General features: G+C 37.9%; 13 protein-coding genes and 1 other annotated feature. Of the genes, 1 reads left to right on the forward strand and 12 read right to left on the reverse strand.

Annotated elements, in window-relative coordinates:
- Window positions 1–724 precede the first annotated feature (724 nt).
- The 8 genes from minD to GMJ66_RS15355 form a co-directional block, all read right to left on the reverse strand.
- Window positions 725–1525, reverse strand: a complete 801-nt coding sequence (minD, locus tag GMJ66_RS15320) for a septum site-determining protein MinD (RefSeq protein WP_156291195.1) — start codon at window positions 1523–1525, stop codon at window positions 725–727.
- Window positions 1518–2204, reverse strand: a complete 687-nt coding sequence (minC, locus tag GMJ66_RS15325; protein WP_156291196.1) for a septum site-determining protein MinC — start codon at window positions 2202–2204, stop codon at window positions 1518–1520. Before minC ends, minD begins: the two co-directional genes overlap by 8 nt.
- A gap of 60 nt (window positions 2205–2264) precedes the next feature.
- Window positions 2265–2792: a rod shape-determining protein MreD gene (gene mreD, locus GMJ66_RS15330; RefSeq protein ID WP_156291197.1), complete on the reverse strand. Its 528-nt coding sequence runs from the start codon at window positions 2790–2792 to the stop codon at window positions 2265–2267.
- Window positions 2789–3670: a rod shape-determining protein MreC gene (gene mreC, locus GMJ66_RS15335; protein WP_156291198.1), complete on the reverse strand. Its 882-nt coding sequence runs from the start codon at window positions 3668–3670 to the stop codon at window positions 2789–2791. The genes mreD and mreC overlap by 4 nt, the downstream gene beginning before the upstream one ends.
- A 12-nt stretch (window positions 3671–3682) precedes the next feature.
- Entirely contained in the window at window positions 3683–4723 is a 1041-nt protein-coding gene (locus tag GMJ66_RS15340) for a rod shape-determining protein (protein ID WP_156291199.1), read from the reverse strand.
- 218 nt (window positions 4724–4941) lie between these two features.
- Entirely contained in the window at window positions 4942–5631 is a 690-nt protein-coding gene (gene radC / locus GMJ66_RS15345; protein ID WP_156291200.1) for a RadC family protein, read from the reverse strand.
- A gap of 171 nt (window positions 5632–5802) precedes the next feature.
- The gene (locus GMJ66_RS15350; RefSeq protein WP_156291201.1) at window positions 5803–6711 is read right to left on the reverse strand and encodes an SPOR domain-containing protein; all 909 of its coding nucleotides are present in this window, start codon (window positions 6709–6711) and stop codon (window positions 5803–5805) included.
- A gap of 216 nt (window positions 6712–6927) precedes the next feature.
- The gene (locus GMJ66_RS15355; RefSeq protein WP_156291202.1) at window positions 6928–9579 is read right to left on the reverse strand and encodes a valine--tRNA ligase; all 2652 of its coding nucleotides are present in this window, start codon (window positions 9577–9579) and stop codon (window positions 6928–6930) included.
- A gap of 52 nt (window positions 9580–9631) precedes the next feature.
- Window positions 9632–9866, reverse strand: a binding site (T-box leader).
- Window positions 9867–10311: 445 nt separating this feature from the next.
- Between GMJ66_RS15355 and GMJ66_RS20775 the strand changes: the two genes are divergently transcribed.
- On the forward strand, window positions 10312–10500 hold the full coding sequence (locus tag GMJ66_RS20775) for a hypothetical protein (protein ID WP_231514948.1): 189 nt from the start codon (window positions 10312–10314) through the stop codon (window positions 10498–10500).
- 252 nt (window positions 10501–10752) lie between these two features.
- On the opposite strand, the gene GMJ66_RS15360 is transcribed toward GMJ66_RS20775, so the two are convergent.
- From GMJ66_RS15360 to hemB, 4 genes are all read right to left on the reverse strand, one after another.
- A complete protein-coding gene (locus GMJ66_RS15360; protein ID WP_156291203.1) occupies window positions 10753–11763 on the reverse strand; it encodes a protein kinase family protein in 1011 nt (336 codons plus the stop codon).
- 67 nt (window positions 11764–11830) lie between these two features.
- Window positions 11831–12991, reverse strand: coding sequence for a stage VI sporulation protein D (spoVID, locus tag GMJ66_RS15365; protein ID WP_156291204.1), 1161 nt, complete (start codon window positions 12989–12991; stop codon window positions 11831–11833).
- A gap of 301 nt (window positions 12992–13292) precedes the next feature.
- Window positions 13293–14579: a glutamate-1-semialdehyde 2,1-aminomutase gene (gene hemL, locus GMJ66_RS15370; RefSeq protein WP_156291205.1), complete on the reverse strand. Its 1287-nt coding sequence runs from the start codon at window positions 14577–14579 to the stop codon at window positions 13293–13295.
- Window positions 14580–14595: 16 nt separating this feature from the next.
- Complete coding sequence (gene hemB, locus GMJ66_RS15375) at window positions 14596–15570, reverse strand: porphobilinogen synthase (protein WP_156291206.1); 975 nt, start codon at window positions 15568–15570, stop codon at window positions 14596–14598.
- Window positions 15571–15572 lie beyond the last annotated feature (2 nt).

A 15572-nucleotide genomic window follows, 5' to 3' on the forward strand; every position in this document is an offset into this window, starting at 1 on the left:
GCAGTAGATATAAACTGTTACATAACTTTAGATGCTGTTGGAGCATCAATTTACCGCTCCGGAGACACACTACGCTTTCCGCGGGTGACCCGTGAGCCTCCTCGTACTGTCTTCTTTAGGGGTCTTACTTTGGCCACTTTTCCCACAGGAGTCTCCGTGTATTTCCTCCGCTGGTGTGAGCTATTCAACTTTCTACGGATGTTACTAATTGATGTTTGATTAGATTAAAAAAACATATTTTCCCCTAAAATACAAAGCTAGATTTCTTACGAGCAGAAAGTAATCTGGTTGAGTACGTATTTTGTTACTTAGTTAAGTAAGGTCTCACTTGAGGTGAAAAAACGTCCTAATTACAGGTTATAGCTAAACATTAATTCAGAAAGACAATACCAGCGTAGGCAGAATACATAGACTCCTGTGGAATAGCACGTTCCAGACCTGAGCAGCGGCGGTTTTCCGCGAGGAGGCTGAGGTCGTGCCCACGAACCGCAAGTATTCTGCCGGAGTTGAATGCAACACGCTATCATCATTAGAACAAGCGAGAGCTACTCTAAGAAGTTTCTTTAATTCGCAGTTTATGTATTTAGTGACAAAAGCAACAAATCTTCGGTGGGATCCTAACGTGTAAAAAGAAAAAATCCGAACGAATTCAAATTCTAACGGAAGAAATTTGAATCATGGTTCGGATTTTTCTTTAACTGAAACCCTCTCAGTTTCTCTCAATCTATGCTCTTATACCAAAGAATTTTTTCACCTTTTGAAACATTCCTTTTTCATCTTCCAACGATTGTAAAGGTACTGTTTCTCCAAGTATTCTGCGAGCAATATTTCGATACGCAATGGAAGATTTAGTATTTGGGTGCAAGGCAACTGGTTCTCCCTTATTGGACGCTTTAATTACTTCTTCATCATCAATAACAACGCCAATTAAATCAATAGAAAGTAATTGAACAATGTCATCAATATCTATCATGTCGCCTGATTTCATCATATGATTGCGAATACGATTAATAATCAGTCTTGGTGGTTCTTTCATATCCTCTTTTTCTATTAAACCAATAATTCGATCGGCATCTCTAACACTGGATTTTTCTGGTGTAGTGACAACAATGGCACGATCGGCACCAGCAATTGCATTTTGAAAACCTTGTTCGATCCCTGCAGGACAATCAATAATTATGTAATCATACTCTTGTTTTAGTTCCGAAATAATTTTTTTCATACCATCGGTTGTAACAGCAGTTTTATCGCTCGTTTGTGCTGCTGGAAGCAAGGTCAAATAATCAAATCGCTTGTCTTTAATTAATGCCTGTTTTAATTTGCATCGCTCTTCAATTACATCGACAATATCATAAATAATTCGATTTTCCAGGCCCATAACTACATCCAGATTTCGCAAACCAATATCTGTATCTATTAAACATACTTTTTTCTCCATTAATGCTAACGCAGTTCCAATATTAGCTGATGTAGTTGTTTTACCAACGCCGCCTTTACCAGAAGTAATTACGATTGCCTCACCCATTTTGTACTCTCCTTTCAAATCTGCTTAATTCTTTTCTTTTATTTGAAAGAACTTGCAGCCTATCAATAATGATCTTGTCTTGTCCTTCATCTACAAGACCACATTCCATATATACACCATCAGACTCGTAATCTGGGGCCCGACTAATATAATCCGCTATCCTAAGCTGTGTCGGTTTCATATAGGATGCTACGATACAAGCATTTCGGTCGCCATCAACACCTGCGTGGGCAATTCCATATAAATTACCCATAATATATATATTTCCAGTTGAAACTACTTTTCCTCCTGGATTAACATCCCCAATTAGTAGGAGATCACCTTTCACTTCCAGAACCTGGCCAGACCTGACAATCCGATTAATCGCTTTTATCTTGCTGTCTTCTTTCCATTTTAACGCATCCTCTTTGCGAATAACCTCTGATTCAATCGAATCAATTTTAAAACCGTTTGCCTGATTAATAATCTCCGTCAGCTGTTTGTCCTGATCATCTTCTAAATAACGATTGCCAAGTTTTATTCTGACAGATACAATTGGGTCATCTTTTTTTGGTTTATTCTTAATAATTTTATCATGAAGTTCTTTAATAGCCTCATTAAATGAGCATAATTCATCGATAAAAAGTGTTAGTCCTTCCCTTGTACCCTTGATTGTAATTAACTGTTTCTTATCCTGCACAATTAGTTCACCTCATTAACATCATAACCAGTTGCTTGTCTATTTACCGATTAGTCCATATTAATCCCAGTTCGCTTCACTTCCCCATGCTATAAGCCTCTTCACTAGAATTGGATATAATATAATAAAAAACACTAGGTTTAATATTACGGTTGGAACTAAACGATCTAACCAATAATGTTCCCAGCTAACTTTTATGATTCCTACTAAATCGTAAATAAACGTAATTAATAAATCACTTAGTATCAGTCCTAAAATACTAAACAAAAGCATGACAAAAAAATTCCCATGAAGAAACTTTTTCAAGCTATGAATAATATATACTACTATACCATAGGAAAACATATATACCCCTAGTATCCCAGTATAGACAATATCAACTAAAAAACCAAATATGATTGCATACAGAATCGCATGATACGTATGTCCTTTATCAAAAAAAACCGCTACAAAAATAAGAATCAGTAGAATCCAGTGCGGAACCATCATTTGTTCACTCAAAACAATGCTGGACGGTAAAAACTTGATGGCGACACCTTCCAAAATGAGAAACAGAAAGAGGAATAAAAGAATATATACGCGTTTCATTCTTCCTCCTCCTCTTCTACTTCTTCAACCTCTGCAGCAGCTCGGTCCAACACCATGACATGATTTATTTCATACATATCTGCGGCTGGTTCTACAAGTGCCGTACGTGTTAAACCATATTGGTCTGGAACAACATCTTTTACCGTTCCAATAACCATTCCGGCAGGGAACACCCCACCCATACCAGAGGAGACCACTAATTCATCCTCGTCTACATCCTTCTCAGATTCTTCAATAATACGGAACAACAAGGTACCCGTTTCATTGTCAAATCCCTCAATCATTCCAAATATATCGTTTCCTTCTTCACGTGAAATGGTGGCTGAAATACGATTAAATTGGTCAAATCCAGTGAGTAATTGTACTTTAGATGTGTATTGTTGAGCCGTTTGTATTTTACCAACCATTCCTTCAGCAGTAATAACAACCATATTCTCTCTTATTCCATGCTGTTTTCCTTTATTAATTGTCACTTCATCGAGCCATTGCTCTGGAGAACGGGAAATAACGGTAGCCTGTATGGCATCGAATTCTCTAATCGAGTCTGATTCGGTTAATTCCAATGCATTTTTTAACTCTTCATTCTCTTCCTTCAATTCCTGTACTTCATAAATAAGTCCTTTATATTGTCCCAGTTGTTCCCTTAATATTTGATTTTCATTATACGTATTTCTTAAATCATCAATATTTGAAATAATATCCGTGATAAATGTAACCGGCACATGAATGACATTTTGCGCCCAACCAACCGTATCATTTATAAATTGTTCTACCATTGTTACATTATCTCGTTCCCTTAACGAATATCCGATTAATGCAACAAGTACAATAAATCCAATTAAAAAAATAAATAATCGTCTATTACGAAAAAACGGCATTACTACACCCTCTTAATCTATAGAAGGACGAGAAGATACATTCGGATGGGAACGGAAATGTTTAATGTACTCCAAAGATTTACCTGTTCCAATTGCTACACTATCCAATGGGTTTTCTGTAACAAATACAGGCATCTTGGTCTCATCACTTATCACTTTATCGAGATTTTTTAACAATGCACCTCCACCGGATAATACAATACCCCGATCCATTATATCTGCAGACAATTCTGGAGGTGTTTTTTCCAATGTATTTTTAACTGCTTCGACAATTGCTTCCACCGTATCGTTTAGTGACCTTGCAATTTCTTTTGCTGTAATAGTAATTGTCTTCGGCAAACCGGATAATAAATCCCTGCCGCGAATATCCAACTCTTTATCTTCCATTACTTCACCAGCCGATCCAATATCCATTTTAATCGATTCGGCAGATCTTTCGCCAATTAACAAACTATATTGTTTTCTTATGTAGTTTATAATGGCCTCATCCATATCATCTCCTGCAATGCGAATGGACTGACTGGTTACAACTCCACCTAATGAAATAACCGCAACTTCTGTTGTACCTCCACCGATATCAACAATCATACTTCCGGTTGGCTCCCAAACTGGCAGCCCAGCTCCAATAGCGGCTGCGAATGGTTCAGCAATTGGAAAGGCATCTTTTGCACCAGCTTGTTTTGTCGCATCAATAACAGCACGTTCCTCTACCATCGTAATCCCGGAAGGAACACATACCATGACATTTGGCTTTTTCGCAAAGAAAGATCTTTTCTTCATTGCTTTTTGTATATAGTATTTCATCATCACAGAGGTCGTATCGTAATCTGCAATAACTCCATCTTTCATCGGTCTAATAACCGAAATATTTCCTGGCGTACGCCCTATCATATTTCTAGCAGCCATCCCTACTGCTTCTACTTCTCCTGTTTCTGTATTTTTCGCTACAACTGAAGGTTCTCTTACTACTATATCTTTTCCTTTAACAAACACCAATGTATTTGCAGTACCTAAGTCTATACCTAAATCTTGTAAAAAGCTTAATCCGCCCAACTATATCTTCCTCTCCAACTATACAATTCGTTTAACTTATGTAGGTTAACTATATCGATTAATTTTGGATGTTGCAAACATTCAGGTCATGAATATCGAGACCAGTTCACATATTAAAATATCATCTCAATAAGCGCCACATTCAATACATATATCGAAAATGGCGCTACATATTTATTCTATATAATTATACGAAAAAAATTCTAAAATAGATAGTGTTATAAGTATCCTTTTTCTTTTAATGATACAAATTTTCGGTCTCCGATGATTAGATGATCCAAAAGTTCAATTCCTATCATCTTTCCTGACTCCACTAACCGTCGTGTTACATGAATGTCTTCCTGGGAAGGGGTGGGGTCTCCGGATGGATGGTTGTGAGCAACGATAATAGAGGCTGCTGACCGTTTTACGGCTTCACGGAACACTTCTCTCGGGTGTACAATTGAGGCATTGAGACTCCCAATAAAAATCGTCTGTCTGTGAATCACTTGGTTTTTTGTATTTAAAAACAGAACGACAAAATGCTCCTGACTCAAATTCCGCATTTCCTCCATGATATAGTCTGCACCATCATCAGGGGAGCGAATAATATACTTTTCTTCCGACCTGTACTGATTCATTCTTTTTCCGATCTCAATAGCCGATAATAGCAAAACCCCTTTAGCATAACCAATTCCTTTAATAGCAACCAATTCCTCAACCGTCGCATCTCTTAATAATTTTAAACCTTCAAAATGCATCAAAACTCGATTTGACAATGCCATAACCGACTCTTCCTTCGTGCCACTTCCTAATAGGATTGCTAATAATTCCTGATTTGATAAATGTCCCGCCCCTAATTTAAGCATACGTTCCCTGGGCCGGTCCTCTTTTGGAACATCTTTAATCATAATGGATTGTGATGACATATTTTATCTCCTTTCTTTCAGATACCATCATCTTACTTGAGTACGGAATATCATGACAAATCATCAAAAAACGCTTTTGTATAGGTTTCTTGAATCAAAAATGAATAAAAGTTCTAGCGGAAATTGTATTTTATACCGCCTTTTCCACATAAAATGCAAAAACAGGCAACTTTATTCGCTGCCTGTTCCACGTGTTAATAATTCATATTCATACATCAGTTGAAGTAAATGCTGCTGGGCTTCAATACCATTTAATGTCTCCATATTTTCAATAGAATTTACAAATGCAGACAATTTTTCGGATTCACTGATTTTATTAGTTGGTAAATCACCCCAGTTATCTTTGGACAAGTTATCTGTCTTACTAATATTCTCTTGCCAGGTCTGCTGAAAGGAAACTAACCAATTTTGTTCTTGTTCCGTTAAATCCACTTCTCCTTGAGTAGTAGACCATTCTTTAACAAAAAGATCATATTCACCAGTATCCAAATCATTAACAATATTGCCAGCCTGCTCTTTAGAATCAGCAAGACCTATAAGTAGGAAATATTGTTCTCCACGCTGCCAAATCAATGAAGGTAATCCTATATTTGAAAAATTGTCCGCCCAAACCTCTGCATTTTCCTTTTCTGAAAAAACACCAGCCTGCAGCACGAATGCCTGTAATGGCTCTAATGTATAGCTTGAAGATTCAACCGCACCATCGGAGGCAGTTTGGTTGGTAACTTCTTCTTCATCTAATTGATTCCCATTTGTAGCCTGCATACCGGTTACTGTTTGATTAGCTAGCCCGTCTTCCACATCTATGAGAACCTGAAACATTATGACACTTAGGACCAAACCAATTGCTATAGCAGAGGAAATCGCTATTAATATTGGTTTAAACATAGTGAATTTACTTGACTTTTTTAAAGTTGCTTCAGGTGAAATCATTTTCCTTTCAAAAGTTTGTACGGGATCGTCATCAGACTCCTGAAGGGTAGCTGCTGATTCACGGTTTGATGAATGTAATAGTTGATCTGGATATTTTCTTATTACTTTACCATTTTCTTTGACGATAATTTGTTTATTCTTGTCCACCTTTGTCCCCTCCCTCTGCTAGAGTCGTTAAAATCACTCTAGCATAGAGACAATAAAAAGTAAGACGAATACTGTCACACTATTAAAAAATCGTGTGTCATATCCTGTGTTTTTTCGATAAAAATCGTTTATTTTAGACGGTGGCTTACTCGAAGATTCCCTTACAAAGAACCAGATAATAAAAGCAGAGCGCATGTTCTGCTTTTAATCATTTATTTAATTACCTTGTAATTCGGCTAGTCTAGTCTTCACTTTTGCCTGCTTATCCAGGTAATCCTGCTCTTTACGTTTTTCTTCCTCTACAACTGCTTGTGGAGCTTTGCTTACAAAACCTTGATTAGCAAGTTTTTTCTGTACTCGTTCTACTTCTTTATTCCATTTTTCTAACTCTTTTTCTAGGCGCTTGATTTCTTTATCAAAATCAATTAATCCTTCAAGCGGCAAATAAATTTCTGCTCCTGTTACCACTGCGGACATAGCTTTGTCTGGAACATCTACCTTCTGGTCAATGATTAAATCGCTTGGATTACAGAAATGTTCTAAATACATTCTGATGGTTTCCAATTCATTTACTACCGATTCACCTTCAGCCTCAATTAGCATCTTTACCGGTTTGGACATCGGGGTATCTACCTCTGCACGAATATTACGTACAGACTTAATGATGGTAACAAGACGCTTCATTTCGTTGGATGCTTTTTCATCATGAAAGTCTTCTCTTACCTTTGGCCATGCAGCAACGGTAATTGACTCCCCTTGATGAGGAAGTTTTTGCCAAATTTCCTCGGTAATAAATGGCATAAATGGATGAAGCATGCGCATCGTTTGATCCAATACATAAGCGAGTACAGAACGAGTTGTCTTTTTCTTCGCTTCATCATCACCATATAACGGTAGTTTCGCCATCTCAATATACCAGTCACATAATTCATCCCAAATGAAGTTATATAGATGACGCCCCGCTTCTCCAAACTCATATTTATCCGTATTCTTAGTTACGTGCTCAATTGTTTCATTCAGTCTCGTTAAAATCCATTTATCTGCAAGTGATTTTTCTCCAGTTAAATCAATATCCTCATACTTGAAACCTTCCATATTCATTAGAGAAAATCTGGACGCATTCCATACTTTATTCGCAAAATTCCAAGTGGACTCGACTTTTTCCCAGTAGAAACGCAAATCTTGCCCTGGAGTGGATCCGGTAAGCAGGAAATACCTTAAGGAATCTGCACCATATTTTTCAATGACGTCCATAGGGTCGACACCGTTCCCTAAAGATTTACTCATTTTCCGCCCCTCTGCGTCACGAATTAAACCGTGTATAAGGACATCTTTAAATGGTCTTTGTCCAGTAAATTCTTTAGATTGGAAAATCATTCGTGCTACCCAGAAGAAGATAATATCATACCCTGTTACAAGAACATCGGTTGGAAAGTAACGTTTAAAATCTTCGGATTCTGTATCTGGCCAATTCATTGTAGAAAATGGCCATAGTGCTGAAGAAAACCATGTATCGAGTACATCTTCATCCTGCTCCCAGTTTTCTACATCTTTTGGTGCTTCTTTTCCTACATAAACTTCTCCGGTTTCTTTATGGTACCAGGCTGGAATACGGTGTCCCCACCATAGTTGTCTGGAAATACACCAATCACGAATATTTTCCATCCAATTCAAGTAGGTGCGTTCGAACCTTTCAGGCACAAAGTTTACTTTCTCATCTTCGTTATTTTGCATTTCAATAACTGCATCAGCTAATGGCTGCATTTTAACAAACCATTGTGTGGACAAGTATGGTTCCACAACTGCTCCACTTCGCTCTGAATGCCCAACTTGATGAACACGCTCTTCAATTTTAAACAAAACATCCATATCCCGAAGATCTTTGACAATTTGTTTTCTGCATTCGAAACGATCTAAACCTTGATATTTACCAGCGTTCTCATTCATCGTGCCATCTTCATTCATTACGAGAATCCGCTCCAAATCGTGGCGGTTTCCAATTTCAAAGTCATTTGGATCATGAGCTGGCGTAATTTTTACAGCACCAGATCCTAATTCCATATCTACATATTCATCGGCAACAATTTCAATCTCTCTTCCTACAATCGGTAAAATAACCTTCTTGCCAATTAAATGCTTATATCGTTCGTCTTTCGGATGAACAGCGACTGCTGTATCCCCAAGCATTGTTTCCGGACGGGTTGTTGCTATTTCAATCGTCTCTTCACTGTCTTTTATTGGATATTTCATGTGATAGAATTTACCTTGAACTTCTTCATAGATAACCTCAATATCAGATAGTGCCGTTTTGGTAGTCGGGTCCCAGTTAATAATATATTCCCCGCGGTAAATCCATCCCTTTTCATAAAGCTTAACAAAAACCTCTTTCACTGCATCAGATAATCCATCATCCAACGTAAAACGTTCACGAGAGTAATCCAGACCAAGGCCTAATTTCTCCCATTGAGACCGGATAAAATCAGCATATTCTTCTTTCCATTCCCAAGACTGTTCAAGAAACTTCTCACGGCCTAATTCATAACGATTTGAACCTTGTTCTTTCAATTTTGCTTCTACTTTTGCCTGAGTGGCAATTCCCGCATGATCCATACCAGGAAGCCACAGAACATCATACCCTTGCATCCGTTTCATTCGGGAAATGGTATCCTGCATGGAAGTATCCCACGCATGCCCCAAGTGCAATTTTCCAGTAACATTTGGTGGTGGGATAACGATGGAATATGGCTCCTTATCCGGATCGTTAGTAGCTTCAAAAAACTTCCCTTCTAACCAAAATTGATATCGGCCTTTTTCCACTTCCTGTGGATTGTACTTCGGCGGAAGTGCAGAATATTCATTTTCACTCATTTTTATATTCCTCCTCATTCATCTCTCACACTAAAAAACCCTTTCCATCCTATTAAAGGACGAAAAGGGTTTATTTCCGTGGTACCACCTTTGTTTATCAATCCCATGCTAAACAGGATTGATACACTTCATTCGAATAACGGCATATCACCGGCTTCTTCTAATGCAAGTTCAAAGAAGCTGCTTCATGGGCGACCTTCCAAAATAAAGAATCCTAGGAAATTTTCAGCGCTGGATTTCCCTCTCTGAAGGTTTTATTTTGTACTCTTCCCAATCATCGCATTTCTATATGACATAGTGATTTAATATCCATATTTTATAGCTAACTTAAACATACGTCAACATATATTCATAGTTTTTCACAAAACAAGTGTATGTATTCATATTATATTAAAAATAATGACTGTTTTTCAAAAAAACGGACTATAGTTACACGTCCTACCGAGAAAAATTAGTTGCTTTAGACACAAAATCTATAAACTCCTGACTAATGAAAATTCCTATCATGATGCTCTCGCTTGTTCTAATAATGATAGCGGACTTCATACGCGTCAGCTCGAGGAGGCTCACGGGTCACCCTAAGGTGTGCGTAGTGTATTTCCGTAGCGGTAGATATAGCTCCAACATATCGTCTAAAGTTAGTACGCAGTTTATATCTACAGCGAATAAAAAGCAACAATGCTTATGAATAGACCAAAATAAAAGACTACCATGAAAATTGAGGTGATTTCATTGGCGAAATATTATCGATACAAACTTCCACCATGGGCCAGGCGCTGTATCTTTGTCCTGGAAAATGTAACATTGCCAATATTACTATTCCAATTATTTCGAACGATTTTCTTTCCTACTACGTTTGACTTAATTTTATTGGGAATATTAGTTGGGTTATTGATTTGTTTTTATTTAAAATGGATTTAAAGGATGTTCAAACAGTCCGGTGAAAATTAGGGGATCTTCGACTAAGTGCGACACGTCCTGTGGGCAGCGTAGAAGTCACCACACCACGCTCGGGGCCCACTACTCAAAGCTCCGCCGCCTCAAACTTTTAGGCGCACAGGACGTACTAGTGTCGGCACTCGCAACAAATGTTTTCGGCGGGACGAGTAACCGCAGTCCCAGGACGTGATCTTAGCCGACCGGTCCTTTTCATGCTCCTTTTTGAACACGCCTTTAAGTCTCTATATTATCTAAGTCGTGGCTCTCAAATTCCCTTTCTAAGTACTCTGACCATTTTAATCCAAACAAAATTTTTCGGTACTGATATTGTAATTTCGTAACATATTGTACCATCGATTCTGTTCTCATATTATTCATATAATGATGGATCGTTTGCATGTATTCTCCTGGTGACAGCAAGTAAATCGAAAGGAGTTGCAACTCAGGTAAAGTTAGTTCATTGATTTTGGTATAAGAAGGAAACAAATCGATAAATAAATCGGATGCAGGGTTAAAATGCCCAATCTCCTGATGAAAAAATATGACTAAATCCATAACCGGATTATCGTATCGAGCATGTTCCCAATTCACAAAATATGATTTCTTTATGTGTGTAGCATTTAGATTCCGATGACATAAGGAGTAATTCCACTTGATTTCATCACCTTCATGATCATTTAAAAATCGATGAATCCGTTTATCTGCTTCTGTGCATGCATATTCAATATCTCGAAACTGGGTACAAACAAGCAGCTCAAATGGAGACATATATCGCTTTTTCTCAAACTGTTGCACAAAGGTCAGTAGATGGTTTTTTGCATTATTGCAAAAAGATTGGAAAGAGGTAAATGGGGTAGATACCTTTTCCATAGGTAGTTTTTGTGTACGTTTTGTTTTGTTATGTACGTCAGCAAGTGTCTCATAAAAGTTTGAAATCCATGTTTTATTCCTTTTATGGTTCGTTTCTTCTACCCATGGACTCACATAATAGATCGAGTTATTATGACGAAAGAAAAATTGACCATCCTTTGTCAAATAAACTGGTAATACCGTATCTAAGTTTTTTGCATTTGCTAAACGGTACACGCCTTCCCAATTTCGAATGTCCTTGTCTGTTAATGCACTTCTTTTCAGTGCATAAGCTTGCTGATGGTCATTTACTTTAAATAGCCTCGGAGTCACTTCATGAATTTTATTCGTATAGATATTATATGCCTGTAATACAAATTTAAGATACTCTGTCATCTTCCACACCACCTTAAAACCCCTTGAAACCAACTTCAAGGGGTAATATCTTCATGAGATGCTACCTTTATGGAGTATTATTTTTTTTTGCTGGAATATATAATAGCTGTCCTTCAGAAACATCAAAATCTTCTTCTAATTGATTTTGTTTAATAATCTGTAATGGACTAACTTGAAAACGTTCAGAAATCGTCTCTATCGTATCGTCTTTTTGTACGATACAAAGCCTCATCTTTGTATATCCCTCTTCTTCTGAATCACGGAATATATCTGATAAATAGGTAATATCCTCATCATCTCTTTCATCAGACGTATTGTCATATACAATTTCCGTATGCATTCCTTTTGGTTCTATATTATCCTCACTATCTACTATTTCATCTAATTCTTCCATTTCCTCACTTTTCACTTCTTCTTTCGCAAAGAAATCAGAAAAAGACTGGGATTTGGTTTTAAATGACCATCTGCCTTCTTCTTTCTCTTCTACTTTGTCTTCTTCAGATTCTGCTAGTTCCTCCGACAAGGAAGGTGTTTCCGGAATACTCAATAAATCATCCGTTTGATTGACATCTTCTTGTTGATTTTGTTTGATTTCAAACTCAAAGGAATCTGCTTCCCTATTCAACAAAGAAGGTGCTTCCGTTTCATCCTGTTCCACTTCTTCTACAGTTTCTGATAAAATTGGTTCTTGTGCCTGTTCTATGTCCTCTTCCTGTTCTGTTTGTTCTGTTTGATTAGCTTGTTCGACTTCCTCAACGGTATCCTCTTCTCCTCTAGGTACTTCTGCATCCTGATTAATCCCGTGGATGGCGATGGTTGAATATAACTTCAACTGACTCTGCTCCGGCAATTCATAATCAAAAGATTCAACACTAACGGCTACGTCATCTATATCAGATACACGATACGTAGGTACAGATATTTCAACCGGGAAACGGTGCGTAAACTCAGCTAAACTGTCATCTGTTTCGACAACGTTTTCTACATATCTTTTTGTATCAAGACCGCTAAAGTCCGCTACACTCTCTTCTTTTCCCACTGTATCTTCTGCTTTTTCATATGCTCCTTGTAACTCTAGGACACCCCTTATGGAAATATAGTCATTAAAAGCTTGAATAGATATTTCAGGATCTAATGATATTCCTCGCAATTCTGCTACTTCCTGTCCTTTATCAAAATAAAGGGTTTCATTCAATTCAAAGGTAAATACCGATTGATTAGCAGACAACTGACTTCCTCCCTCCTAAGCATTATCCTATATGCTTTAAGCGTCTTAGTAATCTATATGAGTCATATTTATAGGATATGCATGAAAAAAAGCTATTCCTCGCTTAAGGAATAGCTTTGCTTCTTATTAGGGATAGAAGAAAAAAGTGCGTAGACTGCCCGTAGCGAAAATCAATGTGTACTATACTACGTCACCATTTATATCTACTGCAAGTAACACAACAACAATATTAGAAAAAAGAGCTTTCGTTTAAAAACCAACTAAGGAATTCGTCTAAAAGCTTGGAGAACGCCCATTCAAACTATTTAATTCTTGAAAAGGCTTTGCGTACGGCATGGATTGTTTTTTCAATGTCTTCATCTGTATGAGCGGTAGATAGAAACAGACCTTCAAATTGAGAAGGTGGCAAAAAGACTCCTTCTTCTACCATGGCACGAAAGTACTGCGCAAAATAATCCAGGTTCGATGTTTTTGCGGTTTCAAAATTAATAACTTCCTCTTCTGTAAAGAATACACCTAACATCGACCCAGCCCGATTGATATGAAGAGGAATATTATAATCCTCTGCTGCTAGCTTATACCCTTCCACTAATCTATCTAATTTTTTATTAATATCATCATAAGATTCCTGACTGAGTGCCGATATAGTTTCATAACCTGCTGTCATTGCAAGCGGATTTCCTGACAAGGTACCTGCTTGGTATATCGGACCAGCTGGGGCAATTTGTTCCATAATTTCACGCTTGCCGCCAACTGCACCAACTGGTAATCCACCACCAATGACCTTTCCAAGACAAGTTAAATCAGGGTTTACATCATAATACCCTTGTGCAGATTGATAACCAACCCGGAACCCGGTCATCACTTCATCAAAAATAAGTAATGAACCATTTTCTCTAGTAATTTCTCTCATTTCCTGTAAAAACCCTTCCTGTGGTGGGACTACACCCATATTTCCACATACAGGTTCCATGATTACTGCAGCAATGTTTTCCCCGTAATTTTCAAATGCTAATTTCACACTATCCAAATCGTTATATGGTACAGTTATCGTGTTGCTTGCAACCGATTTAGGCACACCTGGACTATCTGGGAGACCTAATGTAGCTACACCAGAACCAGCTTTAATGAGCAAGGAATCACCATGACCATGGTAACTTCCCTCGAATTTCATAATGATGTCTCTTCCAGTGTAACCCCTAGCAAGTCGAATCGCACTCATCGTTGCTTCCGTACCTGAATTGACCATACGTACCATTTCAATAGAAGGGACACGATCAATCACCAATTGTGCCAGCTTATTTTCCTTATCCGTGTTCGCACCAAAGCTTGTCCCTTTCTGTACGGCCTCATTTAATTTCGTTACAACCTGATCATTAGCATGACCTAAAATAAGTGGACCCCAGCTAAGCACATAATCAATGTATTCATTTCCATCCACATCGTATATTTTTGAGCCCTTTCCAGATTCCATAACAATAGGTGACATGCCAACGGATTTAAATGCACGAACTGGTGAGTTAACACCGCCTGGCATTAAACCTGTCGCTTCCTCAAAAATTTGCTGTGATTTTTCAAAACTTTTCATTCTTCTTCACCTCTATTTAATTATCTTCTTTTAACCACACTGCTGCATCCTTTGCAAAATACGTAAGAATAATATCTGCACCGGCACGCTTCATGGACGTAAGCATCTCCAGCACTAACTGTTTTTCATTGATCCATCCATTCCGGGCTGCTGCTTTAATCATGGCATACTCCCCACTAACATTATAAGCAACAACAGGTACATCAAAGTTATTTCTTACATCTCTTATAATGTCAAGAAAAGATAAGGCTGGTTTAACCATGATAAAATCCGCGCCTTCTTCTATATCTGACTCGGCCTCCCGCAATGCTTCTAAACGATTTGCCGGGTCCATTTGATAGGTTTTGCGATCCCCGAATTGTGGTGCACTATCTGCCGCATCGCGAAAAGGTCCATAAAAGGAAGAAGCATATTTTACCGCATAGGACATGATTGGAATATTCGTAAATCCGGCTTCATCCAATGCTTTACGGATAACCGCTACAAACCCATCCATCATATTGGAAGGTGCAATAATATCTGCCCCGGCATTGGCTTGAGATACTGCCGTTTTTGCTAAAATTTTTAACGATTCATCATTATCTACATCATGGTCGTGAATGACACCACAGTGACCATGGTCGGTATATTCACAAAGGCAAGTATCAGCAACAACTAACACATCAGGAAATTCCTGTTTCACTAAACGTGTTGCCGATTGAACAATTCCATCGTCCACAAAAGCGCCCGTACCAATTTCATCTTTTGCAGTTATGACTCCAAAAAACATAATTGCTTTAATTCCAAGCTCATATACTTCTCTAACTTCGTCCAACAGCAGGTCCATAGAAACCTGGAATACCCCTGGCATGGAAGGAACTTCATTTTTTATATTTTCTCCTTCAATAACAAACATTGGATAAATAAAATCATCCACCCGTAAATGATTTTCTCTAACTAACGACCTCATGGAAGCGGATGATCGTAACCGTCTATGTCGTTTAAACTTCATTC

This window comes from Oceanobacillus salinisoli, from assembly GCF_009733865.1.
Classification (GTDB): domain Bacteria; phylum Bacillota; class Bacilli; order Bacillales; family Amphibacillaceae; genus Oceanobacillus; species Oceanobacillus salinisoli.

What these genes read in the sequence shown, in the direction of transcription:
- minD (WP_156291195.1), bottom strand. Translation starts at nt 1,525, where the DNA reads ATGGGTGAGGCAATCGTAATTACTTCTGGTAAAGGCGGCGTTGGTAAA.
- mreD (WP_156291197.1), bottom strand. Translation starts at nt 2,792, where the DNA reads ATGAAACGCGTATATATTCTTTTATTCCTCTTTCTGTTTCTCATTTTG.
- mreC (WP_156291198.1), bottom strand. Translation starts at nt 3,670, where the DNA reads ATGCCGTTTTTTCGTAATAGACGATTATTTATTTTTTTAATTGGATTT.
- radC (WP_156291200.1), bottom strand. Translation starts at nt 5,631, where the DNA reads ATGTCATCACAATCCATTATGATTAAAGATGTTCCAAAAGAGGACCGG.
- GMJ66_RS15355 (WP_156291202.1), bottom strand. Translation starts at nt 9,579, where the DNA reads ATGAGTGAAAATGAATATTCTGCACTTCCGCCGAAGTACAATCCACAG.
- GMJ66_RS15360 (WP_156291203.1), bottom strand. Translation starts at nt 11,763, where the DNA reads ATGACAGAGTATCTTAAATTTGTATTACAGGCATATAATATCTATACG.
- hemL (WP_156291205.1), bottom strand. Translation starts at nt 14,579, where the DNA reads ATGAAAAGTTTTGAAAAATCACAGCAAATTTTTGAGGAAGCGACAGGT.
- hemB (WP_156291206.1), bottom strand. Translation starts at nt 15,570, where the DNA reads ATGAAGTTTAAACGACATAGACGGTTACGATCATCCGCTTCCATGAGG.